The 23,092-nt window shown below is 68.4% G+C and carries 18 protein-coding genes; 5 read left to right on the forward strand and 13 right to left on the reverse strand.

What is annotated here, in order from left to right; all coding sequences use genetic code 11:
• Positions 1-17: 17 nt before the first annotated feature.
• On the forward strand, positions 18-2,138 hold the full coding sequence (locus N7573_RS06740) for a methyl-accepting chemotaxis protein (protein WP_279943108.1): 2,121 nt from the start codon (positions 18-20) through the stop codon (positions 2,136-2,138).
• A gap of 197 nt (positions 2,139-2,335) precedes the next feature.
• Here N7573_RS06740 and N7573_RS06745 read toward each other — a convergent pair whose 3' ends face one another.
• Positions 2,336-3,238 carry a LysR family transcriptional regulator gene (locus N7573_RS06745; protein ID WP_279913486.1) on the reverse strand — a complete coding sequence of 301 codons (903 nt, stop codon included), beginning with the start codon at positions 3,236-3,238 and terminating at the stop codon, positions 2,336-2,338.
• A 107-nt stretch (positions 3,239-3,345) separates the two neighbouring features.
• Here N7573_RS06745 and N7573_RS06750 point away from each other — a divergent pair, with 107 nt between their 5' ends.
• Together N7573_RS06750 and dkgB are read left to right on the forward strand one after the other, a co-directional pair.
• Positions 3,346-4,560 (forward strand): MFS transporter, encoded by a 1,215-nt coding sequence (locus tag N7573_RS06750; RefSeq protein ID WP_279913487.1) that lies wholly within the window; start codon positions 3,346-3,348, stop codon positions 4,558-4,560.
• Positions 4,561-4,648: 88 nt separating this feature from the next.
• On the forward strand, positions 4,649-5,458 hold the full coding sequence (gene dkgB, locus N7573_RS06755; RefSeq protein ID WP_279913488.1) for a 2,5-didehydrogluconate reductase DkgB: 810 nt from the start codon (positions 4,649-4,651) through the stop codon (positions 5,456-5,458).
• A 113-nt stretch (positions 5,459-5,571) separates the two neighbouring features.
• On the opposite strand, the gene N7573_RS06760 is transcribed toward dkgB, so the two are convergent.
• Positions 5,572-6,279, reverse strand: coding sequence for an alpha/beta hydrolase (locus N7573_RS06760; RefSeq protein ID WP_049462125.1), 708 nt, complete (start codon positions 6,277-6,279; stop codon positions 5,572-5,574).
• Between the two features lie 139 nt (positions 6,280-6,418).
• On the opposite strand from N7573_RS06760, the gene N7573_RS06765 reads away from it, so the two are divergent.
• Complete coding sequence (locus tag N7573_RS06765) at positions 6,419-6,799, forward strand: YbjQ family protein (RefSeq protein ID WP_049398669.1); 381 nt, start codon at positions 6,419-6,421, stop codon at positions 6,797-6,799.
• 63 nt (positions 6,800-6,862) lie between these two features.
• Here N7573_RS06765 and N7573_RS06770 read toward each other — a convergent pair whose 3' ends face one another.
• Both N7573_RS06770 and mgtE read right to left on the reverse strand, forming a co-directional pair.
• Positions 6,863-9,583 carry a bifunctional acetate--CoA ligase family protein/GNAT family N-acetyltransferase gene (locus N7573_RS06770; protein WP_279913489.1) on the reverse strand — a complete coding sequence of 907 codons (2,721 nt, stop codon included), beginning with the start codon at positions 9,581-9,583 and terminating at the stop codon, positions 6,863-6,865.
• 142 nt (positions 9,584-9,725) lie between these two features.
• On the reverse strand, positions 9,726-11,096 hold the full coding sequence (gene mgtE, locus N7573_RS06775) for a magnesium transporter (RefSeq protein ID WP_125893373.1): 1,371 nt from the start codon (positions 11,094-11,096) through the stop codon (positions 9,726-9,728).
• Positions 11,097-11,442: 346 nt separating this feature from the next.
• Between mgtE and N7573_RS06780 the strand changes: the two genes are divergently transcribed.
• The gene (locus tag N7573_RS06780; RefSeq protein ID WP_049462129.1) at positions 11,443-13,221 is read left to right on the forward strand and encodes a monovalent cation:proton antiporter-2 (CPA2) family protein; all 1,779 of its coding nucleotides are present in this window, start codon (positions 11,443-11,445) and stop codon (positions 13,219-13,221) included.
• A gap of 209 nt (positions 13,222-13,430) precedes the next feature.
• Here the strand turns inward: N7573_RS06780 and N7573_RS06785 are convergent, their stop codons facing one another.
• The 9 genes from N7573_RS06785 to N7573_RS06825 all read right to left on the reverse strand — a co-directional run bounded on the left by N7573_RS06785 (position 13,431) and on the right by N7573_RS06825 (position 23,080).
• A complete protein-coding gene (locus N7573_RS06785; RefSeq protein WP_279913961.1) occupies positions 13,431-16,769 on the reverse strand; it encodes an ankyrin repeat domain-containing protein in 3,339 nt (1,112 codons plus the stop codon).
• Complete coding sequence (locus N7573_RS06790) at positions 16,762-17,022, reverse strand: YcgL domain-containing protein (protein ID WP_107431495.1); 261 nt, start codon at positions 17,020-17,022, stop codon at positions 16,762-16,764. The genes N7573_RS06785 and N7573_RS06790 overlap by 8 nt, the downstream gene beginning before the upstream one ends.
• 160 nt (positions 17,023-17,182) lie before the next feature.
• Positions 17,183-17,623 (reverse strand): excinuclease ATPase subunit, encoded by a 441-nt coding sequence (locus N7573_RS06795; protein ID WP_279943109.1) that lies wholly within the window; start codon positions 17,621-17,623, stop codon positions 17,183-17,185.
• 62 nt (positions 17,624-17,685) lie between these two features.
• Positions 17,686-18,924, reverse strand: a complete 1,239-nt coding sequence (locus N7573_RS06800) for a beta-ketoacyl-ACP synthase (protein WP_032129167.1) — start codon at positions 18,922-18,924, stop codon at positions 17,686-17,688.
• Entirely contained in the window at positions 18,924-19,655 is a 732-nt protein-coding gene (locus N7573_RS06805; protein WP_049398676.1) for a 3-ketoacyl-ACP reductase FabG2, read from the reverse strand. The genes N7573_RS06800 and N7573_RS06805 overlap by 1 nt, the downstream gene beginning before the upstream one ends.
• Positions 19,652-20,107: a dehydratase gene (locus N7573_RS06810; protein ID WP_032129169.1), complete on the reverse strand. Its 456-nt coding sequence runs from the start codon at positions 20,105-20,107 to the stop codon at positions 19,652-19,654. Before N7573_RS06810 ends, N7573_RS06805 begins: the two co-directional genes overlap by 4 nt.
• The gene (locus tag N7573_RS06815) at positions 20,104-21,288 is read right to left on the reverse strand and encodes a beta-ketoacyl-[acyl-carrier-protein] synthase family protein (protein ID WP_277778833.1); all 1,185 of its coding nucleotides are present in this window, start codon (positions 21,286-21,288) and stop codon (positions 20,104-20,106) included. Before N7573_RS06815 ends, N7573_RS06810 begins: the two co-directional genes overlap by 4 nt.
• A complete protein-coding gene (locus N7573_RS06820) occupies positions 21,285-21,842 on the reverse strand; it encodes a DUF3261 domain-containing protein (protein WP_012512464.1) in 558 nt (185 codons plus the stop codon). Before N7573_RS06820 ends, N7573_RS06815 begins: the two co-directional genes overlap by 4 nt.
• On the reverse strand, positions 21,830-23,080 hold the full coding sequence (locus N7573_RS06825) for an NAD(P)/FAD-dependent oxidoreductase (protein WP_032129172.1): 1,251 nt from the start codon (positions 23,078-23,080) through the stop codon (positions 21,830-21,832). The genes N7573_RS06820 and N7573_RS06825 overlap by 13 nt, the downstream gene beginning before the upstream one ends.
• Between the last annotated feature and the right edge of the window lie 12 nt (positions 23,081-23,092).

A 23,092-nucleotide genomic window follows, 5' to 3' on the forward strand; every position in this document is an offset into this window, starting at 1 on the left:
CCCGAGAGTTCTTCCACATGAATGCGTCTGTCCGTGCTCCGCGCCTGCAGTCCAAGCTGCTCGGCGCGGTTTCTGTTGGTCTGGCTGTGGTCCTGCTGTGCGCTCTGGCCGGCCTGGCCTCCGCCTGGTTGAAGTTGTCCACCGAGGTTCCACCCGAAGTCGCGCACAGCCGCGATGCCGAACGCCTGCAGCGCGAGTTCCGCGGCCAGGTGCAGGAATGGAAGAACGTGCTGCTGCGCGGCCACGACGACGCGTTGCGCCAACGCCACCTGGACGCCTTCGACAGCGAGGGTCGTCTGGTCGAGCAGCTGGCCAAGGGCCTGGTCAGCAGCCCGGATGCACGCACGCGCGAACTGGCGCAGGCCTTCATCGGCCTGCATGCGCAGCTGCAGCAGGACTATCACGCGGCGCTGCAGGCGTTCGCCGAGGCCAGCTACGATCCCGCCGCCGGCGACAACCTCGTGCGCGGCAAGGACCGCCCGGTGGCAACCGCGCTGGATGCGTTGAGTACGCACGCCACGCAGGTGGCCGAAGCGGCGGTAGCGGCCCGTTCGCAGCAGGCGCGGCAGACGCTGCTGCTGTGCGCGGCGCTGACCGTGCTGGCCGCCGTGCTGCTGCTGATGGGCCTGGGCTGGTGGCTGCGGCGTGCGGTGGTGCAGCCGGTGCTGGCGGTGGAAGCCGCTGCGCGTGCAGTGGCTGCCGGTGATCTGCAGCACGTTGTGCAGGTGCGCAGCCGCGATGAGATCGGTCGCCTCGCGCAGGCCATGCAGGCGGTGCAGTCCACGCTGCGCGGTGTGCTCGATGCACAGGCCACGATGGCACAGGCGCATGACGCCGGCACCATCAGCCACCGCATGGATGCCAGTGCCTTCCCCGGCGCGTTCGGCACGATGGTGGCCGACAGCAACGCGCTGGTCGATGCGCACATCCAGGTAAAGCTGCGCGCGATCGCGATCATGGGGCGCTACGCCATCGGCGACCTCAGCCAGGACATGGAACGCCTGCCCGGCGAGAAGGCAGTGATCACCGACGCACTGGATACCGCCAAGGTCAATCTCGGCATGATCAATGGCGAGATCCGCCGCCTGGCCGAAGCCGCTGCCAGGGGTGACTTCAGCCAGCGTGGCGACAGCGCGCGCTTCGAGCATGACTTCCGCGCGATGGTCGACGGCTTGAACCGATTGATGCAGACGACCGAACTGAACCTCGGCGAGGTCTCCAGCATGCTGCGTGCGATCGCCGATGGCCGCCTCGGCGCGCGCATGCACGGTGATTTCCAGGGTGTGTTCGCACGCATCGCCGGCGATGCCAACACCACTGCCGCGCAGCTGGCCACCATCGTCACCGACATCAAGCACGCCTCCGGCAACATCCACACGGCTGCGGCGGAGATCGCCGCCGGCAACAATGATCTGTCGCGCCGCACCGAACAGCAGGCCGCCAACCTGGAAGAAACCGCTGCATCGATGGAGGAACTGACCTCCACCGTGCGCCAGAATGCCGAGCACGCCCGCCAGGCCAACCAGCTGGCGATCGGCGCGCACAACGTCGCCTCGCACGGCGGCAACGTGGTCGGCCAGGTGGTGACAACGATGAGCGCGATCGAAACCTCGTCGCGGCAGATCGCCGAGATCATCAGCGTGATCGATGGCATCGCATTCCAGACCAACATCCTGGCGCTGAACGCGGCAGTGGAAGCCGCGCGGGCCGGCGAACAGGGCCGCGGCTTCGCGGTGGTCGCCAGTGAAGTACGCACGCTGGCGCAGCGCTCGGCCGCGGCCGCGAAGGAGATCAAGGCGTTGATCGAAGCCTCGGTTGAGCAGGTCGGGCACGGTGCGCAGCGCGTGCGCGAGGCCGGTGACACCATGGCCGAGATCGTGGCGTCGGTGCAACGCGTGACCGACATCATGGCCGAGATTTCCGCGGCCTCGCAGGAGCAGAGCGCGGGTATCGAGCAGGTCAGCCAGACCGTGATCCAGATGGATGGCACCACCCAGCAGAACGCCGCGCTGGTGGAGGAAGCCAGTGCCGCCGCACGCAGCCTGGAACAACAGGCGAACCGGTTGATCGATGCGGTGGATGTGTTCGATCTGTCGACCACGGCGGCAGCGAAGGACGCGTTGGCACGCGCGGCCTGATTGATCCGGTTGCCGGCCAGCGGCCGGCACTACCCGTGCGATGTGCCGGCCGCAGGCCGGCAGCGTCCGCCGCCACATGGGTAGCGCCCGACCGTTGGTCGGGCGACGGCAGGATCAGTGCGGGCCAACGGTCCGCACCCACCAGAACGGCCGCGCCCACCGGCGCGTGCGGTAGTGCCGGCCGCTGGCCGGCAACCTCAGCGCACGTAATCGCTCTGCGCCATCGCGTCGGCCAGGTAATCCACGAACGAGCTGATCCGCGACGATACGGCGGTGTTGCGGTAATACACCGCATGGATCGGCTGGTACACATCCAGCGTCTGCGCCGCCAGCACCTGCACCAGGGTGCCGGCGCTGCGGTCGCGATCGGTGACGAAGTCAGACAGGCAGGTGATGCCCACACCTTCCACCGCCAGCCGGCGCAACGTCTCGCCACTGGACACGGCGATATCCGGCCGCACCAGCAGCAGCCCATCCGACTCTCCGGGCAGCGGCCAACGGTTGAGTGATTCCGGCTCGTTGAAGCTGAGCAGCGTGTGCTGGCCCAGCGCGGCGACGCTGGCCGGTTCGCCGTGCCTGGCCAGGTAGGCCGGGCTGGCCACCAGCCGCAGCTGGCAGCGGCCCAGCAGCCGCGCATGCAGGGTGGAGTCGGCCAGCGGGCCGATCCGGATCGCCAGATCGGTGCGCCGTTCGAGCAGGTCGATGTAGCGGTCGGAACTGTTCAACTCCAGCTGCACGTCCGGGTAACGTGCGCGATAGCCGGCCACCAGCGGCGCGATCACGTGCAGCACGAACGGCATCGCCGCATCCACGCGCAGGCGCCCCGCCGGGCGTTCGCGGCGCGCCGCCATCTGTTCCTCGGCCGATTCCACCGCATCGATGATCGCGCGCGCATGGCGCAGGAACGCCTCGCCCTCGGCAGTCAGGTGCAGGCGGCGGGTGGTGCGGGTCAGCAGGGTGATCCCCAGCTTGTCCTCCAGCCGCCCCAGGGCGCGGCTCACACCCGAGGGCGTCTGCCCCAGCTGCTCGGCGGCAGCACTGATCGAACCGCTGTCGATCACCGAAAGGAACGCCTGCATTTCATCGAGAGTGGTCTTCATGCCCCTATTATTGACTGCACGGCAATAGTGATTGGCGTGAAGACCGGTTTTTCAGCAAAGGTCGGCGGCGCAGACTGCGCAGCCTCTTCCTCCTGCTGGACCCTGTCATGATCCGTGGCATTCCCCTCGCCCTGCTGGCGTTGACCCTCGGTGCCTTCGCCATCGGCACCACCGAATTCGTCATCGTCGGCCTGATCCCGACCATCGCCGGCGACCTGCAGGTCAGCCTGCCCTCGGCCGGCCTGCTGGTCTCGCTGTACGCGCTGGGTGTGGCCATCGGTGCGCCGGTGCTGACTGCGCTGACCGGACGCGTACCGCGCAAGCAACTGCTGGTGGCGCTGATGGTGTTGTTCACGCTCGGCAATGTCGTCGCCTGGATGGCACCCGGGTATACCTCGCTGATCATCGCCCGCATCCTCACCGGCCTGGCGCACGGCGTGTTCTTCTCGATCGGCGCGATCATCGCCACCGCCGTGGTGCCGAAGGAGAAGGCGGCCAGCGCGATCGCCATCATGTTCACCGGCCTGACCGTGGCGCTGGTGACCGGCGTGCCGCTGGGCACCTTCATCGGCCAGCATCTGGGCTGGCGCGCGACCTTCCTGGCGGTGGCCGGCCTCGGCGTGGTCGCCCTGATCGGCGCGCTGCTGTTCGTACCGCGCAACCTGCCGCAGAGTGCGCCGGCCAGCCTCCGCCAGCAGCTTGCCGTGCTCGGCCAGCCACGCCTGCTGCTGGTCTATGCGATGACCGCGCTGGGCTACGGTGGCACCTTCCTGGCCTTCACCTATCTGGCGCCGATCCTGCAGGACATCACCGGCCTTCCGGCCAACGCCGTGAGCCTGGTGCTGCTGGTGTACGGCGTGTCGGTGGCGATCGGCAACCTGTGGGGCGGGCGCATGGCCGACCGCTTGGGTCCGGTGCCCGCGCTGAAGCGCATCTTCGGACTTCTGGCACTGGTGCTGTTCGTCCTCACGTTCACTGCCTACAACACCTGGTTGATGCTGCTGACGGTGCTGGCGCTGGGTGCGGTGGCATTCGGCAACGTGCCGGCGCTGCAGGTGTATGTGGTCAAGCAGGCGCAGCGCTACGCGCCGCAGGCGGCCGACGTGGCCTCGGGCCTGAACATCGCCGCGTTCAACGTCGGCATCGCCATGGGCGCCTCGCTGGGTGGCCTGGTGGTGGAGCACATCGGCCTGATGCATACCCCATGGCTGGGCGCGCTGGTGGTCGTACTGGCCTACGCGCTGACCGTGCTCAGTGGCCGCCTCGACCGCCGCGATGGCGTCGACCACCGCGCCGACGGCATTGCCGCCACCGCGCATTGATCCATGCAATGCACCGTTGCCGGCATGCATACGGTGCCTGTCCTACCCTCTTCCCTCTGCTACTCCCTTCCCCCCGTTGGAGCTTCCCATGACTGTCCCCGCTTTCGGTCTCGGCACCTTCCGCCTCAAAGACCAGACCGTGATCGACTCGGTGCGCAATGCGCTGGAGGTCGGCTACCGCGCCATCGATACCGCGCAGATCTACGGCAATGAAGCCGAAGTCGGCCAGGCCATCGCCGAGTCGGGCGTGCCGCGTGATGATCTGTACCTGACCACCAAGGTGTGGATCACCGAGTTCAAGCGCGATGCGCTGCTGGCCAGTCTGCGTACCAGCCTCGAGAAGCTGCGCACCGACCGCGTCGACCTGGCGCTGATCCACTGGCCGTCACCGAATGACAAGGTCGATGTGCCGATGGAGGAATACCTGCCGGCACTGGCCGAGGCCAAGGCGCAAGGGCTGACCAAGGCGATCGGCATCTCCAACTTCACCATCGCGCAGACCCGCAAGGCGATCGAGATCCTCGGCGCCGAGGCCATCGCCACCAACCAGATCGAGATCCACCCGTACCTGCAGAACCGCCTGCTGGTGAAGTTCCTGCAGGACAACGGCATCCACATCACCGCCTACATGAGTCTGGCTTATGGCGAAGTGCTGAAGGACCCGGTGATCCAGGCCATTGCCGGCCGTCACCAGGCTACGCCGGCGCAGGTTGCGCTGGCGTGGGCGCTGCAGCAGGGCTTCTCGGTCATTCCGTCGTCGACCAAGCGCGAAAACCTGGCAGCCAACCTGGAAGCAGCGGCCGTACGCCTGACCGACGAAGACATGGCGCAGATCGCCAAGCTGGATCGCGGCCATCGCCTCGCGAATCCGGAAGGGCTTGCCCCGGCCTGGGATTGATCCCAACTGGGGTTACGTATCGGAATCGTAGGTGCCGACCATGGTCGGCACTGGCCTCTGGTCAGTCGATGACACATCGTGCCGACCAAGGTCGGCACCTACCAAAGGCAGAGCTATCCCTCGCCTTGCAGCAACCACCCACGCATGGCCGCACTGACCTCGTCCGGTTTCTCCATTGGTGCCAGGTGCCCGCAATCGGGCACCACCACCAGCTGCGAGTGCGGCACCAGGGCGTGCATCTCCTCGCTCACCGCCAGCGGCGTGATGCGGTCGTTTGCGCCGCAGACGATCAGCAGCGGATCGCGGTACCCGGCCAGCACATCGTGGCCATCGCGGCGCTCCAGCGCGCTCTGGCGCAGGAACACTTCGGCGCCCAACCGCGCGGTCATGTCGCGCACACGCTGCACCAGCACGTAGTCATCCAGCCGAGAAGCATCGATGTAGCTGCGCATCAGCACGTCACCGAAGCCGTGGAATTTTCCCGGCAAGCGCACGCTGGCACGTTGGCTGCGGCGCTGCTCGGCACGTTCCGGCGAATCGGCATGGATCGAGGTATCGATCAGCGCCAGCTGCAGCACGCGCTCGGGCGCGATGCGCAGGATCTGCTGAGCGACGAAGCCGCCCAGCGAGAAACCTGCCAGCGCAAAGCGCTCCGGCGCCTGCGCCAGCACGTCCTCGGCTACGCCCTGCAGGGTTTCGCCGCGAGTCTGGTCGCCCACCGTGCAATCGGCGATGTCGGCAAGATCAGCCAACTGTGAGCGCCACAGCTCGGCATCGTTGAGCAGGCCGGGTAGCAGCAACAGGGGGATACGGTCGGTCATGGGGGTATTGTCGCGCCATCACGGTGACGGAGCCATGCCGCAACGGGCGGTTGCGTTGTAGAGTCGAGCCATGCTCGACTGCGCCACAGCCAGTCGAGCATGGCTCGACTCTACAGAAAGCAACGACACGGACGCGACCATGGCAGACCCCTACAACAGCGGCTCCCCTTCCCCGCCCGCGCTGCGCTTCGACGATGCGCTGGTCACCACCGCCTTCGAGCTGCCCGGCCATCGCGTCGTGCGCAATCTGGGTGTGGTCCGCGGCATCACCGTGCGCTCGCGCTCGATCGTCGGCAATTTCCTTGGTGGTATCCAGACGATCTTCGGCGGCAACATCACCATCTACACCGAGCTGTGCGAGCAGGCCCGCGAGGAAACCTACCGCGACATGGTCAAGCACGCGCGCCAGCTCGGTGCCAACGCCATCATCGGCATGCGCTACGACGCCACCGACGTGATGACCGGGCTGACCGAGGTGCTGTGCTATGGCACGGCGGTGGTGGTGGAGCCCTTCCGTTAGCCTGGCCGTAGAGTCGAGCTTGCTCGACTGCTTCCCGATGGCGACAGTCGAGCAAGCTCGACTCTACAAGTCCGGTGCCGGCACCTCGACCTGCTGCACCGGCAGGGTCACCATCATCACCGTCGGATCGTCTGGATCCAGCCTGGTCTTGAAGCCCAGGCTCTGGCACATCGCCAGCATGGTGCTGTTCTCGCGCAGCACCTGGCCTTCGACCACGTCCAGGCCCAGCCACTTGGCGTACTCGATCATGATCGCCATCAGGCGCCAGCCGATGCCGTGGCCCTTCAGGTCCGAGCGGATCAGGATGCCGTACTCCCCGCGATGGTAGTCGGCGTCTGCGTGCAGGCGCACCGCGCCCAGCATTTCGCCGCTGCGCGGTTCGATCGCCACCAGCGCGATCGAGCGTGCGTAATCGAGCTGGGTCAGGCGCGCGATGAACTCGTGGCTGAAGTGCTTCACCGACTGGAAGAAACGCAGGCGCAGATCCTCGTCGCTGACGCGGGCGAAGAACGCACGGAACAGTGCGTCGTCCTCCGGCCGCACCGGGCGCACGAAGGCACGGCCGCCATCGGACAGCTCGATGGTGCGCTCCCACTCCTTCGGGTACGGGAACACCGAGAAACGCGGATGGCCGCGGCCCTTGTGCAGGATGCGCGACGGCGCCACCGCTACGCGGGCATCGAGGGCGAGGATGCCCTTGCCGTCGACCAGCAACGGGTTGATGTCCAGCGTGCGCACCTCGGGGATATCGGCAGCCAGTTGTGCCAGCTTCACCAGCGCCAGCGCCAGTGCGCGCTCGTCAGCCGCCGGCACGTCACCGTAAGCCTTGAGGATGCGCGAGGCGCGGGTCTGGCCGATCAGCTCATGGGCCAGGCGCAGGTCCAGCGGCGGCAGCGCCAGCGCCTTGTCATTGATCACTTCGACGGCAGTGCCGCCGCGACCGACCACGATCACCGGACCGAACGTCGCGTCATCGGCGATGCCGACGATCATTTCGCGCGCCTTCGGGCGGACGATGGTCGGCTGTACCAGCAGGCCATCGATGCGTGCATCCGGCCGCAGCTGGCGTGCGCGCGACAGGATCGCGTTGGCCGCGCTCTGCACCGCCGGCAGCGTGGACAGGTTGAGGCGCACGCCATCCACTTCCGACTTGTGCGGAATATCCGGCGAGAGAACCTTCAGTGCGACCGTGGCACCGCGCTCCAGCAGCGGCTGCGCCAGGTCCATCGCCTCGTGCGCATCGCGCGCATGCATCACCGGCGCGGACGGAATGCCATAGGCCTTGAGCAGTTCATGCGTGGCCAGCGGGTCCAGCCACTGCTGGCCGTTGGCCAGCGCGGCATCGACCAGTGCGCGCGCGGCGGCCGTGTCGACGCTGAAGTCCTGCGGCAGGCTGGGCGGCGTTTCCATCAACGCGTTCTGCGCTTCGCGGTAGCGCACCAGGTGCTGGAAGCCACGTACGGCTTCGGCCTCGGTCGGATAGGTCGGCACCCGTGCCGCGTTGAGCGTGGCGGTAGCCTGGTCGTCGTTGCCCAGCCACACCGCGAACACCGGCTTGTCGCGATGATGGCGCGGGCGCAGGCCGAGCGTGCGGGTGAGCGCTTGCGCGGCGTCCGCCGATGAGGTGAACGCGGTCGGCACGTTCACCACCATCACCGCGTCATTCTCGTTGTCGGCCAGCAGCGCTTCGATGGCCGCGGCATAGCGATCACCATCGGCGTCGACCACGATGTCGACCGGATTGCTGCGCGACCAGCCCTGCGGCAGCACCGCGTCGAGCTTCTCGACGGTGCTGTCGGACAGGTTGGCCAGCGTGCCGCGCAGCGCGATCAACTGGTCCACCGCAAGGCGACCCACGCCACCACCGTTGCTGAGGATGGCCAAGCGGCGACCGGGGAACGTCCCCAACCGACCCAGCGACTCGGCGGCGGTAAACAGTTCGTCCAGCGCCCCCACGCGCAGCAGGCCGGCGCGGTTGAAGGCCGCGCCGTACACATCATCGGCGCGGGCCAGGGCCTGCACATGGGTATCGCGGCTGCCCGGCTGCACGCGCTCGGCGCGGCCGGACTTCACCACCACCACCGGCTTGGCGCGGGCCGCGGCACGCGCGGCCGACATGAACTTGCGCGCATCCTTGATCTGCTCGACGTAGAGCAGGATGGCGCGGGTACGGTAGTCGGTGGCGAAGTAGTCGAGCAGGTCGCCGAAGTCGACGTCCATGGTGTCGCCCAGCGAGACCACGGCGGAGAAGCCAACCGAGCGCGCCACGCCCCATTCCACCAGCGCAGCGGCAATGGCCGAGGATTCGGAGATCAGGGCGAGGTCGCCGGCCTGCGGGAAGTGCGCGGCGATGCTGGCATTGAGCCGCGCATGCGGTGCGATCACACCCAGGCAGTGCGGGCCCAGGATGCGCAGGCCATGCTTGCGCGCCACCGTTTCCACCTGTTCCGACAACGAGCCCGGGCCTTCGCCCAGGTGCGCGGTGAGGATGATCGCGGCCTGCACGCCGCGTTCGGCGGCGGTACGCACTACCTGCGGCACGATCGCCGCCGGTGCGGTGATGACGACCAGGTCCGGTACCCAGTCCAGATCCTTCAACCGCTTGATCGTGCGGATGCCGTCGATCTCGGCATGCCGCGGGTTGATCCAGGCCACCTTGCCGGGGAAGCCGGTGCCGCGCAGGTTGCGCATCACCGCGCGGCCGGCCGAACGCTCACGTGGACTGCCGCCGATCACCGCGACCGACTGCGGACGGAACACGGACTGCAGGTGGTAGGTACTCATGCGCCTACGGTACCCAAAAAAGGGGACGGAGGGGATTAAGTCGTTTGTGCCTCATGTGCCTTGAACGACTTAATCCCCTCCGTCCCCTTTTGTTCTGCGTGCCGACCAAGGTCGGCACCTACCGGAGCACGGTGGCTCCGGCTTACAGCAGCGTGCCGTGCAGGATCATCGCGGCGATGCTGAAGTAGATCACCAGGCCGGTCACGTCCACCAGGGTGGCCACGAACGGGGCCGAAGCGCTGGCCGGGTCGAAGCCGAGCCGTTTCAGGATGAAGGGCAGCATCGAGCCGGACAGCGAGCCGAAGGTGACGATGCCGACCAGCGCGGCGCCGATGGTGATCGCCAGCAGGATCCAGTGCTCGCCGTAGTCGTGCAGGCCACCCAGCTGCCAGATCACGATGCGCACGATGGCCAGGCAGCCAAGGATCGCGCCCAGCACCATGCCGGTGGGCACTTCGCGCAAGGCCACCTTCCACCAGTCACGCAGGCGCAGTTCGCGCAGTGCCAGGCTGCGGATCAGCAGCGAGGTAGCCTGCGAGCCGGAGTTGCCGCCCGAACTCATGATCAGCGGAATGAACAGGGTCAGCACCACGGCGCGCGCCAGTTCATCCTCGTAGTGCTGCATCGCGCTGGCGGTCAGCATCTCACCCAGGAACAGCACGCTCAACCAGCCGGCGCGCTTGCGCAGCATCTCGAAGAAGCCGATCTGCATATAGGGCTTGTCCAGTGCCTCCATGCCGCCGAACTTGTGCGCGTCCTCGGTGGATTCCTCGATCAGCGCATCGAGCACGTCGTCGACGGTGACGATGCCAAGCATCTGCTGCTGCGCGTCGACCACCGGAATTGCCAGCAGATCGTGGCGGCGGATCAGCCGTGCTACTTCCTCCTGGTCCATCAGCGCATCCACCGTCACCGGCGGATTGACCTGGGCCACGTCCAGGATCGACTCCTCGGGCAGGCCGGTGATCAGCCGGCGCATGGTCACTACCTGCTGCAGCTGCTGGCTGGCTGGGTCCAGCACGTAGATCGCGTACACCGTCTCGCGGGTGCGCTCGACCTGGCGGATGTGCTGCAGGGTCTGCGCCACCGTCCAGCTGGCAGGCACCGCCACGTACTCGGTGGTCATCAGCGCACCGGCAGTGTTCGGTGGGTAGCTGAGCAGCTTCTGGATGGCCTGGCGGGCGTCGGTGCCCAGCAGCGGGATCAGCCGCGCGCGTTCTTCCTCATCCAGCTCGTGGACGATGTCGGTGGCGCGGTCATCGGCCATCAGGCCCAGCAGCGCCGCAGCCCGTGCCGGCGGCAGCGCGGCCACCAGTTCGCCACTGCGGTGCAGCTCCGGCGCTTCGAGCATCTTCACGGCACGCGGCAACGGCAGCGCCGCCAGCGTTTCCGCGGCGCGGGTCAGTTCCAGCGTGTTGAGGAATTCCACCGCGTCGGCGGTGTTGTAGTTCGCCAGCGGTGCGGCCAGTGCGGCGGCATCGGCCACCGGGCGCAGCAATTGCTTCTGGTTCATCGGTTTTGCCTTGTGGGGGTGCGACCTCGCGCAACACCAAGGCAGGCAAACCGTCCCGATGTCAGGCGGTGGCCATCGCTGGCGTCGAACGAGGTCGACTTCTACTGTCGCTGGACATGGGTTGGGGACTCCGGGATGCGTATGCCGACGGACGCGCCGCCAGCGGCGGGCAGTCTGGACCCGTGGGCCATGCAGGTCAACCCGGCAGCCTTGCGCAGGGCGCCTGCCCGGCAGGTTGTTCTCGTGCATACACAGGCCGGCGCGCATAATGACGCGGTGGCACTCGCCTCCCCTTCCCCCACCCGAACGGACGCACTGCGGGCTTCCCCGATGACCAGGTATTCCCATGCATAGCGGTGGTCTGGAACTGGCCCTGGTGCTGCTGCTGGCGGCGGTCATCGCCGTGCCGGTGTTCAAGAAGTTCGGCTTCGGCGCGGTGCTGGGCTATCTGGCGGCCGGTGTGGTGCTGGGCCCGGACGGGCTGGGCTTTGTGCAGGACGCCGACCGCATCCTCGGGGCCGCCGAGATCGGCGTGGTGATGCTGCTGTTCGTGATCGGTCTGGAACTGTCGCCGGCCCGCCTGAAGGTGATGCGGCGCTCGGTGTTTGGTGCCGGTGCGGCACAGGTGGCGCTGTCCGGGCTGGTGCTGGGCGGCCTGCTGCTGCTCGACCATTTCCAATGGAAGAGCGCACTGGTGGTGGGCGTGGCACTGGCGCTGTCGTCCACCGCGGTCGGCCTGCAGCTGCTGTCAGAACACAAGTCGATCAACAGCGACCATGGCCGGCTCGGGTTCGCCATCCTGCTGTTCCAGGACCTGATCGCGATTCCGCTGCTGGCGGCCATCCCGCTGCTGGGCGGGGTAAAGAACGAGACCCTGCGCTGGGAAGACGCCGCCGTGGCCCTCGGCGCGCTGGCGGTGGTGATCCTGTGCGGGCGGCCGGTGCTGCGCAGGGTATTCGGCATCATCGCGCGCACCCGCAGCCCGGAAGTGTTCACCGCCACCGCGCTGCTGGTGGTGCTGGGCACCGCCTGGTTCATGCAGGAGGCCGGCCTCAGCCCCAGCCTGGGCGCGTTCCTGGCCGGCGTGCTGCTGTCCGATTCGGAGTTCCGGCACGAACTGGAAGCGCAGATCGAGCCGTTCAAGGGGCTGCTGCTGGGCCTGTTCTTCATCGCGGTGGGCATGGGCATCGACCTCGACCGCATCGTTGCCGAGCCGTGGCTGATCGCCGCCGGCGTGGCGATCCTGCTGGTGGTCAAATTCAGCCTGCTGTACGTGATCGGGCGCATCGCAAAGCTCAGTTCACGGCACTCGCTGCTACTGGGCAGCGTGCTGTGGCTGGGCGGCGAGTTCGCCTTCGTGGTGTTCAACGAAGCGCAGCGCGCGCACCTGCTGGGCAACGCCAACCATGACCGTCTGGTGGCGATCGTCGGCCTGTCGATGGCGATCACGCCACTGCTGATGATCGCGCTGCTCAAGCTGCTCGGCCAGGAGAAGGCAACGCCGCGCGAGGCAGCCGAGGCCGACAAGGTGGCGCCGGACAACCGGCCGAAGGTGCTGATTGCCGGCATGGGCCGCTTCGGCCAGGTCATCGCGCGCCTGCTGACCGCGCAGAAGGTGCCGTTCGTGGCACTGGAAGCGAACCCCGATACCGTGGCCGACCTGCGCCGCTTCGGCAACCAGCTGTACTACGGCGACCCGACCCGGCCGGAGATGCTGCGCGCGGCCGGCGGCGAGCACATCGATGTGTTCGTGATCACCGTGGACGACCCGGAGACCAACCTGCGTGCAGTGCGCATGGTGCGCCGGCTGTACCCGGACGCGAAGGTGCTGGCGCGCGCACGCAACCGCCAGCATGCGTGGCGCCTGATGGACATGTCGGCCGAGCCGTTCCGCGAAGTGTTCGGCACCAGCCTGGAAATGAGCGGGCGCGTGCTGACTGCATTGGGTGTTGCACCTGAAGTGGCTGAACGCCACGTGCAGCGCTTCCGTGAGCACGACGAGCAGCTGCTGCGCGACCAGTACCTGGTGTACGACGACGAGGCTGCAGTGATCCAGACCTCGCGCGATGCACGCAACGACCTGATGCACCTGTTCGAGGCCGACGCGGAAAGCGACGGCAAGTAGGCGTGCCGACCAACGGTCGGCACCCACCACAGATTGCGGTAGTGCCGGCCGCTGGCCGGCAGCCTCGAAATTCCGGTGGTTTCATGAGGTTGCCGGCCAGCGGCCGGCACTACCCACTGCGGATTCCGGCAGTAGATCCACGCCATGCGTGGATGCTTTGGATTCCGGACACGATCATCCACGCATGGCGTGGATCTACTGGGTCCCGATCAGCCGTTGTCGCGCAGGAACCGCGCCATCGACGAAACGCCCGGCACGCGCGGTTCGAACTCGCCGGCAACGTCGATGAAGCCACGCATCACCGCGATCTCGCGCGGGCTGCGGTTGAGGCTGTCGCGCACTTCCGGATCGGCACCGGCGCGCAGCAGGCGCTGCACCAGCAGTGGCAGGCCGTGCAGGGCGGCCAGATGCAGCGGGCCGAAACCGCGCGGATCACGCACGTCCAGGCTCACGTCCTCGTCCAGCAGGCGCTCTACCGCCGCCATCACCACCTGCTCGTCGCAGGCGGTACCCGGCTCGGCACGCGCACCCAGCAGCAGCAGCAGCGGCGTGACCGAACCGGCGGCGGCCTGGTCCGGTTCGGCACCGGCCAGCAGCAGGGTGTCGAGCAGGGCCAGCAGGCGCGAGCGGTCGCGGGCACTGAAACCGTACAGCGCGGCACAGTGCAGCGGGCCCAGCTGCTGCGCGTCACCGGCATGCACGTCGGCACCGGCGGTGAGCAGGCGCGCGACGATGTCCGGCAGGCCCAGCGCCGAGGCCAGCATCAGCACGGTCACGCCGCCCGGCAGGCGGTGTTCCAGCTTGGCGCCGGCGTCGAGCAGGGCCGAAACGATGTCCACCTGGCGCATGCTGACCGCCGCCGACAGCGGCGTCGCGCCACTGGCAGCGGCGTGCTGCGGATCGGCGCCGCGTGCCAGCAGCAGGTCGGTTACTGCCAGATGGCCACCACCGGCCGCACGCAGCAGCGCGGTGCAGCCCTGTGCGTCGACTGCGTCGACGGCAAATCCCAAATCGATCAGGCGGCGCACCGCATCGACGTCACCGGCCATCGCAGCGGCCGGCAGATCGGCCTCGCGCAGGGTGCGGCGCGGCAACGGCCACACCCGCCAGTCGAGCCAGTCGGCCAGGTCACGGCGACCGATCGACAGCGCCACGCCCAGCGGCGTCTGCCCATCGGCGGCACGTGCTTCCGGCGAGGCACCGTGCTGCACCAGCAGCTTCAGCGCGCCTTCGCGGGCCAATGCGGTGGCCAGGTGCAATGCGGTCATGCCATGGCTGTCACGCGCTTCACGATCGACACCGGCCTTGAGCAGGGCCTGCTGCAGGCGCAGCCAGCCCAGGCGCACTGCCAGCGACAACGGCGGGTCACCCGCCGGCGAGGCCGCGAACGGATCGGCACCACGTTCCAGCAGTTCCAGCGCCAGCTGCTCCAGGCCGCGGGCGGCCTGATCGTGCTGTGCGCAGGCGGCAAGGAAGCGCGCCAGGCCACCGCGTCCGGCCGGCGACAGGCCGCGCTGCAGCATGACCTGCAGCGCCGGCACCGCATCGATGCCGCGCGACAGCAGCGCGAACATAGGCGTGTCGGAGCAGGCGTCACGCACGTAGGGATCGGCGCCGTGGCCCAGCAGCCAATCGACCGCACGCGGCTCCAGTGCCAGCTCCGGATCGAGCAGCAGGCCACCCAGTTCTTCCGGCTGGCACAGCTTGGCCAGCGCGGCCATGCCATCGGTGTTGCCGAAGCCCAGCGCTTCGCGCAGCAGGGTCAGCGGCGGACGGTCCGGCAGCAGGCCACTGGCGCTGGCGGCTTCGCCGCGCTCGGCCAGGCCATCACTGACGGCGGCCGGCAACGGATAGGACGGGTCCAGCAGGGCCACAATCGCCCAGCGACCGGCTTCGGCGGCGTAGTCCACCGCACGGCGGCCAACCGGATCGGTGGCATCGGCGGCGATGCCCAGCTCGACCAGGCGCTTGATCAGCAATGGCGAGACATCCTCGGCCATCGCCGCCAGCTGCACCGCATTGCGGCCTTCGCCGTCCACCGCAACCAGATCCGGCTTGTGCGGCAGCAGATGCTCGACCACGGCAGCGCGGCCGGCACGGGCCGCTTCCAGCCACGGCGTACGGCCCAGCGCATCGCGCGCTTCCAGATTGGCACCGGCACCCAGCAGCACGCCGATGATCTCGACGTGGCCAGCCAGTGCGGCCTCATGCAGCGCGCTGCGGCGCTGGCGATCACGCGCGTCAGCCCGCGCCTTGTGCTTGAGCAGCAGCTGCACGCCGGCCGGATCGTCGTCTTCGGTGGCGGCCGCGGCCAGCAACACCGGGGTGCCTTCGGCCGGTTCGCTGCGCGCACCACGCTCCAGCAGGAAGCGGGCCAGGCGCCAGTTGCCGACCTGGCAGGCCACGGCCAGCGGCGACCAGCCCTCGTTGTTCAGCGCGTCGACTTCGGCGGCGGCATCGCGCAGCAGCGCGGCCACGCCCGGGTCGGAACTGCGCGCCGCATGGTGCAGCGGGGTGTTGCCATCGCTGTCGATGGCACGCGAATCGGCACCGTTGGCGAGCAGGGTCATCACCGCTTCGGGACGGCCGTGCCAGCTGTCGCGGGTGGCGGCCAGCAGCGGGGTCATGCCCCGGTGCGGCGCATTCACATCGACGCCGCGGGCGATCAGTTCGCGCAGCAGGCGCAGGTCCGGCAGCACCGCGGCCAGCACCGCCAGGCTGCGCTGGTCGCGCCAGTTCGGGTCCGGCAGCGCATACGGATCGGCACCGGCCTGCAGCAGCTGCAGGCCCCGGTCGATGCGACCCTGGCGGGCGGCTTCATACAGGGCCGGGGTCAGCTCCTGCGGCGCCATCGCCTCCAGCGGCGCGGTTTCGGCCGCAGCGGCGAACATCGGTTCGTGCTCGTTGCCGGCGCTGGCCAACGGGCTCGCGCGCAGCGACACCAAGGGTGCCGGCGCCACCCGCTGCAGCAGCAGGTGCAGTACGGGAGACAGCAGCACCACCGCCAGCGTGGCGGGCCAGCGCGCGCCTTCCGGCAACAGGCCCGGCCAGGCCGGCAGCACCACCAGCGCGGCCAGCGCGATCACCAGCGCGGCGACACCAAGACCGCGCCAGGCGGTCAGGTCGCGTCCGGCCAGCGCCTGCCAATGCTGGGCGAGATTGCCATCCAGGCGTTCGACATCGTTCCACAGCGGCCAGGTGCGCCAGGCCGCCAGCAGGCCGGCACTGACCAGCACGCTCAGGCCCAGCACCGCGGCCAGGCTGCCGCTGTCACGCAGCGCCGCCAGCGGCCAGGCCAGCAGCAGCGCCAGCAACAGCGGCGCTGCCGTCCACAATGCCAGCAGCGCCGGCAGGTCCTGGCGCGCGACGATCTTCAGCGGCAGCAGCGCGCGGCTGCGACGCCACCACGACACACCCAGCGCGAACGCCGGCTGCGCCAGTGCAGCAAGGATGGCACCCGGAACGCCGCCCACGGCGGCGCCAAGCGCCAGCACGGCACCCACGGCGAAGGCGATCGACAGGGCGCGCGGACGGGACGTGTCAGTCATAGTGGCGCGGCATCAGGCTGGCCACCGATGGCGGCACCTGCAGGTAGAACCCGCGCTCGCTCATTTCGCTGCGGACCTTGTCCGGATCGGCCTGGGCCAGGCGGCGCTGGGCATCCAGGGCCACGTCCAGGACGAAGGCGAGCGTCCCCAGCGAGGTGAGCAGCGGCGCAGGCAGCGCGCTGAAATCATCGCGACGGGGAACGTAGACGTAGGTGTCCGGCTTGAGTTGGCTTTTATAGACGTAGGCGTGCATGTCCGCGGGACGATAACCCGGGAAGAGCCATGATTGTGTCGGAAAGCCGACACCGGGGAAAGCCGTCAGCCGACGATGGCGGCGTGATCGGCGGCGTTTCCGCGGCAGGATTCAGCAATGTGGCGGCGGCGTTCAGCCAACGCCGCCGCCACACGGGCGCTTACTTGACCTTGGCGTAGGTGCCCTTCAGCGCGACACCGGCGAGGATCGCACCGGCATAGCATTCGTAGTTGGTGCTGCTCTTGAACTCGTTCTTCTTGTAGTAGCTGACGATGTCGACCACGGCGTTGGCGCCGCGCGACCTGGCACCGTCCTGCAGCGCGCGCAGCGCCGACAGCGCGACCCAGCGGCAGGCCTCGGCATCGCTCTTGTTGGCGGCGTTGGTCTTCTTGTTGGTCACGTCTTCGCCCAGGCGCTGCTGCACGCTGACCGGCTGGCCGGCCAGGTAGAAGCGGACGCTGCCGTCGATGCCGGCGTCCTTGGCAGCCTGCGAACTGACCAGTTCCTGCAGGGACTGCTCCACGCGGGTATCGCGGGCAGAAGCGGTGGAGGCCAGGGCCAGCAATGCGGTGGCCGTGGCGATCATCAGGGTGCGGCGCATCGGAACATCTCCTTGTCGAGGGTGCGGGTAGGTTGCGGGAACAGCGGCGGTGGGGCGGTGGATCACTCGCGCCAGCGGCGGAACACCAGCGAGGTGTTGATGCCACCGAAGGCGAAGTTGTTGCTCATCACGTACTCAGCCTGCAATTCGCGACCTTGGCCGGTGATGAAGTCGAGCTGGCCGCAGCGTGGATCGACCTCGGCCAGGTTCAGGGTGGGCGCGAACCAGCCGGCGCGCATCATCTCGATGCTCATCCAGGCCTCGAACGCACCACAGGCGCCCAGCATGTGGCCGACGTAGCTCTTCAGCGAGCTGATCGGCATGCGGCTGCCGAACACCTGCGCGGTGGCCTGGGTCTCGGCGATGTCACCGTGGTCGGTGGCGGTGCCGTGGGCGTTGACGTAGTCGATCTGCGCCGCGTCCAGCCCGGCATCCTCCAGCGCCAGGCGCATGGCCTGGGCCATGGTGTCGGCACTGGGCTGGGTGACGTGCTGGCCATCGCTGTTGGTGCCGTAGCCGACCACCTCGGCAAGGATGGTGGCGCCACGTGCCTGCGCGTGCTCCAGGTCTTCCAGGATCAGCGTACAGGCACCCTCGCCCAGCACCAGGCCATCGCGGCCGGCATCGAACGGGCGCGGCGTGGTCTGCGGCGCATCATTGCGCACGCTGGTGGCGAACAGGGTGTCGAACACTGCCGCGGCAGTGGCATCGAGCTGCTCGGCACCGCCGGCCACCATCACCGTCTGCTTGCCGCTGCGGATCGCTTCGTAGGCCGCGCCCACGCCTTGGCTGCCCGAGGTGCAGGCACTGGAGGTGGTGTAGACGCGCCCGGACAAACCAAAGAACACACCGATGTTGACCGGCGCGGTGTGGCTCATCATCTTCAGGTAGGTGGTGGCACTGATGCCGTCGGTGGTGAACTCGTTGAGCATGCGGCCGAATTCACCGGTGGCCTCGTGGCTGCCCGAGGACGAACCGTAGGCCACGCCGGTACGGCCACTGCGCAGCACCGGGTGCTCGTGCAGGCCAGCCTCGCGCAGTGCCACCTCGGTGGCGCGCACCGACATGATCGCGACCTTGCCCATCGAGCGGGTGGTCTTGCGGTTGTAGTTCGGCGGCAGCTCGAAGTCCTGCGCCGGCGCGGCCAGCTTGGTGTTCAGGCCGGCATAGACATCCCATTCGGGCATCGTGCGCACGGCATTGCGGCAGCTGCGCAGGTGCGCTTCGATGGTGGGCCAGTCGTGGCCGAGCGGACTGATGGCGGCCGCACCGGTGACCACCACGCGACGATCGGCAGCCATCAGAGCATGCCTCCGTTCACCGAGATCACCTGGCGGGTGATGTAGCCGGCCGGCTCGGACAGCAGGAACGCCACCGTGGCCGCCACTTCGTCGGGACGACCGACGCGGCCGGCGGGAATCAGCTTGAGCGCGTGTTCGATCACTTCATCGTTGAGCATTTCGGTCTCGATCAGGCCCGGGGCCACGCAGTTGACGGTGATCTGGCGGCTGGCCAGTTCCAGCGCCAGCGCCTTGGTGGCACCGATGATGCCGGCCTTGGCGGCACTGTAATTGACCTGGCCGCGGTTGCCGGCCAGCCCGGACACCGACGACAGGGTGACGATGCGGCCCGGCTTGCGCCGCCGCACCATCGGCATGATCAGCGGATGCAGCACGTTGTAGAAGCCATCCAGGTTGGTGTGGATGACCTGGTCCCAATCCTCCGCCGACAGCGCCGGGAAGGCGCCATCACGGGCAATACCGGCATTGCAGACCACGCCGTAGTACGCGCCGTGCGCTTCGACATCGGCCTCCAGCGCGGCGCGTGCGGCCTCGCGGTCGGCTACGTCGAACGCCAGCACGCGGGCCTGCTGGCCCAAGGCCTGGATCTCGGCCATCACGGCCTGTGCCTCTTCCAGGCGGCTGCGGCAATGCACCACCACGTCGAAGCCATCGCGCGCGATGCGCAGCGCGATGGCCCGGCCGATGCCCCGGCTGGCGCCGGTCACCAGCACGCTTCGATTCCCTGTCATGCCTGTCCACTCTCCAGATAGGCCATCGCGTCGGCCGGTTCGAACACCGACACGTTGGCTGTCGCCCATTCGTCCTCGCCCGCCAGGATGCGGCAGGCGAACATCCCCAATCCATTGTCACCCAACAGCTCGCAGCGCGCCTGTACGCGCAGCCGCGAACCGCTGGGGAAGCTGCTGCGCGCGCTGCTGTAGCGGCGGCTGCCGAGCAGGAAGCCCAGCTGCGGCGGCTTGCCGGCCGCACGCGCGCGGCAGCCGGCCCAGGCCGCGATGGCCTGCGCCATGTATTCGATGCCGACCCACGCCGGCACTTCGCCGTTCTCCACGAACAGGCCGGATTCGGGCACCACCAGTTCAGCCTCGAGAGTGTCCTGGTCCCACTGCGTGATGCGCTCCAGCAGGCACATGTCCTGGCGGTGCGGCACCACGTCCTCGATCGCGTACAGCGTGTTCATCGACGCTCCAGTGCCAGCACGGCATTGCTGCCGCCGAAGGCGAACGAATTGCTCAGCACCCGCCGCGGCGCCTGCGCCAGGCGGGAGCCCGGCGCGACCAGCGGCAGCACCGGCAGTGCGGGGTCGGGCACGCCGTCCCACCAGTGCGGTGGCAGCTGCTGCTGCGGGTTCTCGGCCAGCAGGATCCAGCACAGCGCCGCCTCGATCGCGCCCGAGGCACCCAGCGTATGGCCGGTCAGCGGCTTGGTCGAACTGGCCGGCACGCCATTGCCCAGCACCTGCGAGACCGCCAGGCTTTCCATCGCATCGTTGTGCCCGGTGGCGGTGCCATGCAGGTTCACGTAATCCACTTCGTCGGCGCCCCAGCCGGCGCGCAGCAGCGCCTGCTGCAGGGCGTCGATGGCCCCCATCCCCTGCGGATCGGGGGCGGACATGTGATGGGCATCGGCCGATTCGCCCCACCCGGCCAGGCACACCGGACCCGGCTCGCGGGTAAGCAGGAACAGCGCGGCGCCCTCGCCGATGTTGATGCCGGAGCGGTGCTGCGAGAACGGATTGCAGCGCAGGGCCGACACCGATTCCAACGCGCTGAAGCCGGCCACGGTGAAGCGGCACAGCGAATCGGCACCGCCGGCAATCACCGCATCGACGATGCCGGCGCGCAGCATGCGCGCGGCCGACATCAGCGCCTTGGCGCTGGACGAGCAGGCGGTGGACAGGGTCCATGCCGGCCCCTGTGCACCACTGCGCTGGCGCACGAACTGCGCGGCGGTGCCCATTTCCTGCTGGGCGTAATCGAAGCCCTGCGGCCACTGGCCCTGTTCGGCGTGGGTGCGCAGGGCCTGCTCGGATTCACCAATGCCCGAGGTGCTGGTGCCCAGCACCACCGCCACACGCTCGGCACCATGGCGGGCGATCGCGGCGGCCACCGCTGGTGCGATCTGCGCCAGTGCCACGTCCAGCAGGGCGTTGTTGCGCCCGCGCAGGGCCACCGGCAGGTCCTCCAGCGCCGGCAGCGGCGTGCGCACCTCTCCCAGCGCCAGGGTGCGCCCCGGCAGCAGGCTGTCGTTGTCGCTGAGCCCGCCCGGCACATCGGCGAACATCGCCGACGCGACCGCGGCGCGGCCATCGCCGAGCGCGCAGACCACGCCCAGGTCGTTCAGGTAGATCGGTGCACTCATCGGTCCTGCCCGGCCATGTCGATCGATTCGATGCGCAGCGCATAGCCTTCGGCGCGGTTGTCCAGCTGCACGCTGCCATCGTCCAGGCGCTGCAGCTGCAGCCACACCGTGCCGTCGCGCGACAGGCTGCGCTGCCGGCCGTCATCGCTGACCTGCCAACCTGCCGGCAACGCGGCGGCAATGGCCGCGGTCGGCCACAGCGCGAACTGCAGGTCATCCAGCACGCGCTCGGCACGCACCTGCGGCGGCAGCCACGGTGCGCGCTGCTGGGTCAGCTGCTGGCCGTCCCACTGCAGGCGCACGCCGGTCTGGCCCATCGCCTGCACCGCCAGCTGCACCTGCTGCGCATCGGCTTCCAGCAGAGCATCCAGGTCGCGCTCATGCGTACCGAAACGGAAATGCAGCTGCTGCTGCAATGCCAGCGGCGCCGGCAGGCTGGCCGGCGACAGGCGCAGCGGCGGCAGTTCCACCAATGGCTTGGGCATGCGGCCGGCACAGGCGGCCAGCACCAGGCACAGCAGCACGGCCGCGGTACGGGCGATCAGGCGCTGCACAGCTGCTCCAGCACGCGCATGCGGCGGCCGCTTTCGTCGGCCACATACGGGTTGTTGGTGTCCCAGGCGTAGCCGGCCAGGATGGAACTGATCATGTCGCGCACTTCGGGCTGCTGCTGCGGGTGGTAGATGATCTTCTGGAAGCCGCCCTCGTACCAGCTTTCAACGAAGCGGCGGAAGGTCTTCACGCCGGCACGCAGCGGGATCGAGAATTCAGCTTCCCAGTCGACGGTTTCACCGGCATAGCGGCGCGCCAGGCATTCGCTGGCCAGCTGCGCGGACTTGAAGGCAATGGTCACCCCGGACGAGAACACCGGGTCGAGGAACTCGCCGGCGTTGCCCAACAACGCGTAGCCCGGGCCCCACAGCGAGCTGACATTGGCCGAGTAACCCGTGATGCGGCGCACCGGCAGCACCGCCCATTCGGCATTGGCCAGCAGGCGGGTCAGGTTGGGGTCCTCGCCGACGATGGCCTGCAGCTTCTGCAGGTCGTCTCCTTCGTAGCGTTCGAAGAACGACGGCTCGGCGACCACGCCCAGCGAGCAGCAGCCGTTGGAGAACGGGATCGTCCAGTACCAGACGTCGATGTGCTCGGGATGGGTGGTGATCAGGATCTTGTTGCGATCGAAGTCCGCTTCGGCCGGAATGTTGTCGCGCACGTGGCAGAAGATCGCCCCGCGCACCGGGAAGTTGGACGGCGATTCCAGCTGCAGCAGGCGTGGCAGCAGGCGCGCGAAGCCGGATGCATCGAGGATGAAATCGGCCTCGATGCGGTACTCGCTGCCGTCCGGACGACGCACGGTCACCGCTGGCTGCTCGCCCGGCTCGACCGCAAGTACTTCATCACCGAAGCGCAGCGTGGTGCCCATGCGCTCGGCACCGCGCGCCAGCACGTTGTCGAAGTCGGCGCGCTGCACCTGGTAGGTGGTGCCCCAGCCTGGCGAGAACTTCTTCCTGAAGTCGAACGCGGTGCGCGCCTCGCCATGCACGAAGGCGGCGCCGTTCTTGTGCTGGAAGCCCGCTTCGACCACGTCCTGCAGCAGGCCTGCCGCTTCGATGTACTCCATGCTCTGCGGCAGCAGGCTTTCACCGATCGAGAAGCGCGGGAACTGCTGACGCTCCAGCATCAGCACCTGGCGACCCTGCTGGCGCAGCATCGCGGCGGCCACCGAGCCGGCCGGGCCCGCACCGATGATCAGGATTTCAGTACGTTCGACAGCATCCACAGCAGTATTCATCGGTGCGTCCTT

It is taken from the genome of Stenotrophomonas sp. GD04054 (assembly GCF_029836955.1).
Lineage (GTDB): Bacteria > Pseudomonadota > Gammaproteobacteria > Xanthomonadales > Xanthomonadaceae > Stenotrophomonas > Stenotrophomonas maltophilia_A.

Excerpts from the sequence above, each read along its gene's own strand:
- N7573_RS06800 (WP_032129167.1), bottom strand. The coding sequence starts at position 18,924 with ATGGCTGCCGATCGTCGCGTGGTGGTCACCGGTGCGGCCGCCATCAGT.
- N7573_RS06815 (WP_277778833.1), bottom strand. The coding sequence starts at position 21,288 with ATGAGTGCACCGATCTACCTGAACGACCTGGGCGTGGTCTGCGCGCTC.
- N7573_RS06770 (WP_279913489.1), bottom strand. The coding sequence starts at position 9,583 with ATGAGTACCTACCACCTGCAGTCCGTGTTCCGTCCGCAGTCGGTCGCG.
- N7573_RS06810 (WP_032129169.1), bottom strand. The coding sequence starts at position 20,107 with ATGAACACGCTGTACGCGATCGAGGACGTGGTGCCGCACCGCCAGGAC.
- N7573_RS06780 (WP_049462129.1), top strand. The coding sequence starts at position 11,443 with ATGCATAGCGGTGGTCTGGAACTGGCCCTGGTGCTGCTGCTGGCGGCG.
- N7573_RS06750 (WP_279913487.1), top strand. The coding sequence starts at position 3,346 with ATGATCCGTGGCATTCCCCTCGCCCTGCTGGCGTTGACCCTCGGTGCC.
- dkgB (WP_279913488.1), top strand. The coding sequence starts at position 4,649 with ATGACTGTCCCCGCTTTCGGTCTCGGCACCTTCCGCCTCAAAGACCAG.
- N7573_RS06805 (WP_049398676.1), bottom strand. The coding sequence starts at position 19,655 with ATGACAGGGAATCGAAGCGTGCTGGTGACCGGCGCCAGCCGGGGCATC.
- N7573_RS06790 (WP_107431495.1), bottom strand. The coding sequence starts at position 17,022 with ATGCACGCCTACGTCTATAAAAGCCAACTCAAGCCGGACACCTACGTC.
- N7573_RS06825 (WP_032129172.1), bottom strand. The coding sequence starts at position 23,080 with ATGAATACTGCTGTGGATGCTGTCGAACGTACTGAAATCCTGATCATC.
- N7573_RS06785 (WP_279913961.1), bottom strand. The coding sequence starts at position 16,769 with ATGACTGACACGTCCCGTCCGCGCGCCCTGTCGATCGCCTTCGCCGTG.
- N7573_RS06795 (WP_279943109.1), bottom strand. The coding sequence starts at position 17,623 with ATGCGCCGCACCCTGATGATCGCCACGGCCACCGCATTGCTGGCCCTG.
- N7573_RS06745 (WP_279913486.1), bottom strand. The coding sequence starts at position 3,238 with ATGAAGACCACTCTCGATGAAATGCAGGCGTTCCTTTCGGTGATCGAC.
- N7573_RS06765 (WP_049398669.1), top strand. The coding sequence starts at position 6,419 with ATGGCAGACCCCTACAACAGCGGCTCCCCTTCCCCGCCCGCGCTGCGC.
- mgtE (WP_125893373.1), bottom strand. The coding sequence starts at position 11,096 with ATGAACCAGAAGCAATTGCTGCGCCCGGTGGCCGATGCCGCCGCACTG.
- N7573_RS06740 (WP_279943108.1), top strand. The coding sequence starts at position 18 with ATGAATGCGTCTGTCCGTGCTCCGCGCCTGCAGTCCAAGCTGCTCGGC.
- N7573_RS06760 (WP_049462125.1), bottom strand. The coding sequence starts at position 6,279 with ATGACCGACCGTATCCCCCTGTTGCTGCTACCCGGCCTGCTCAACGAT.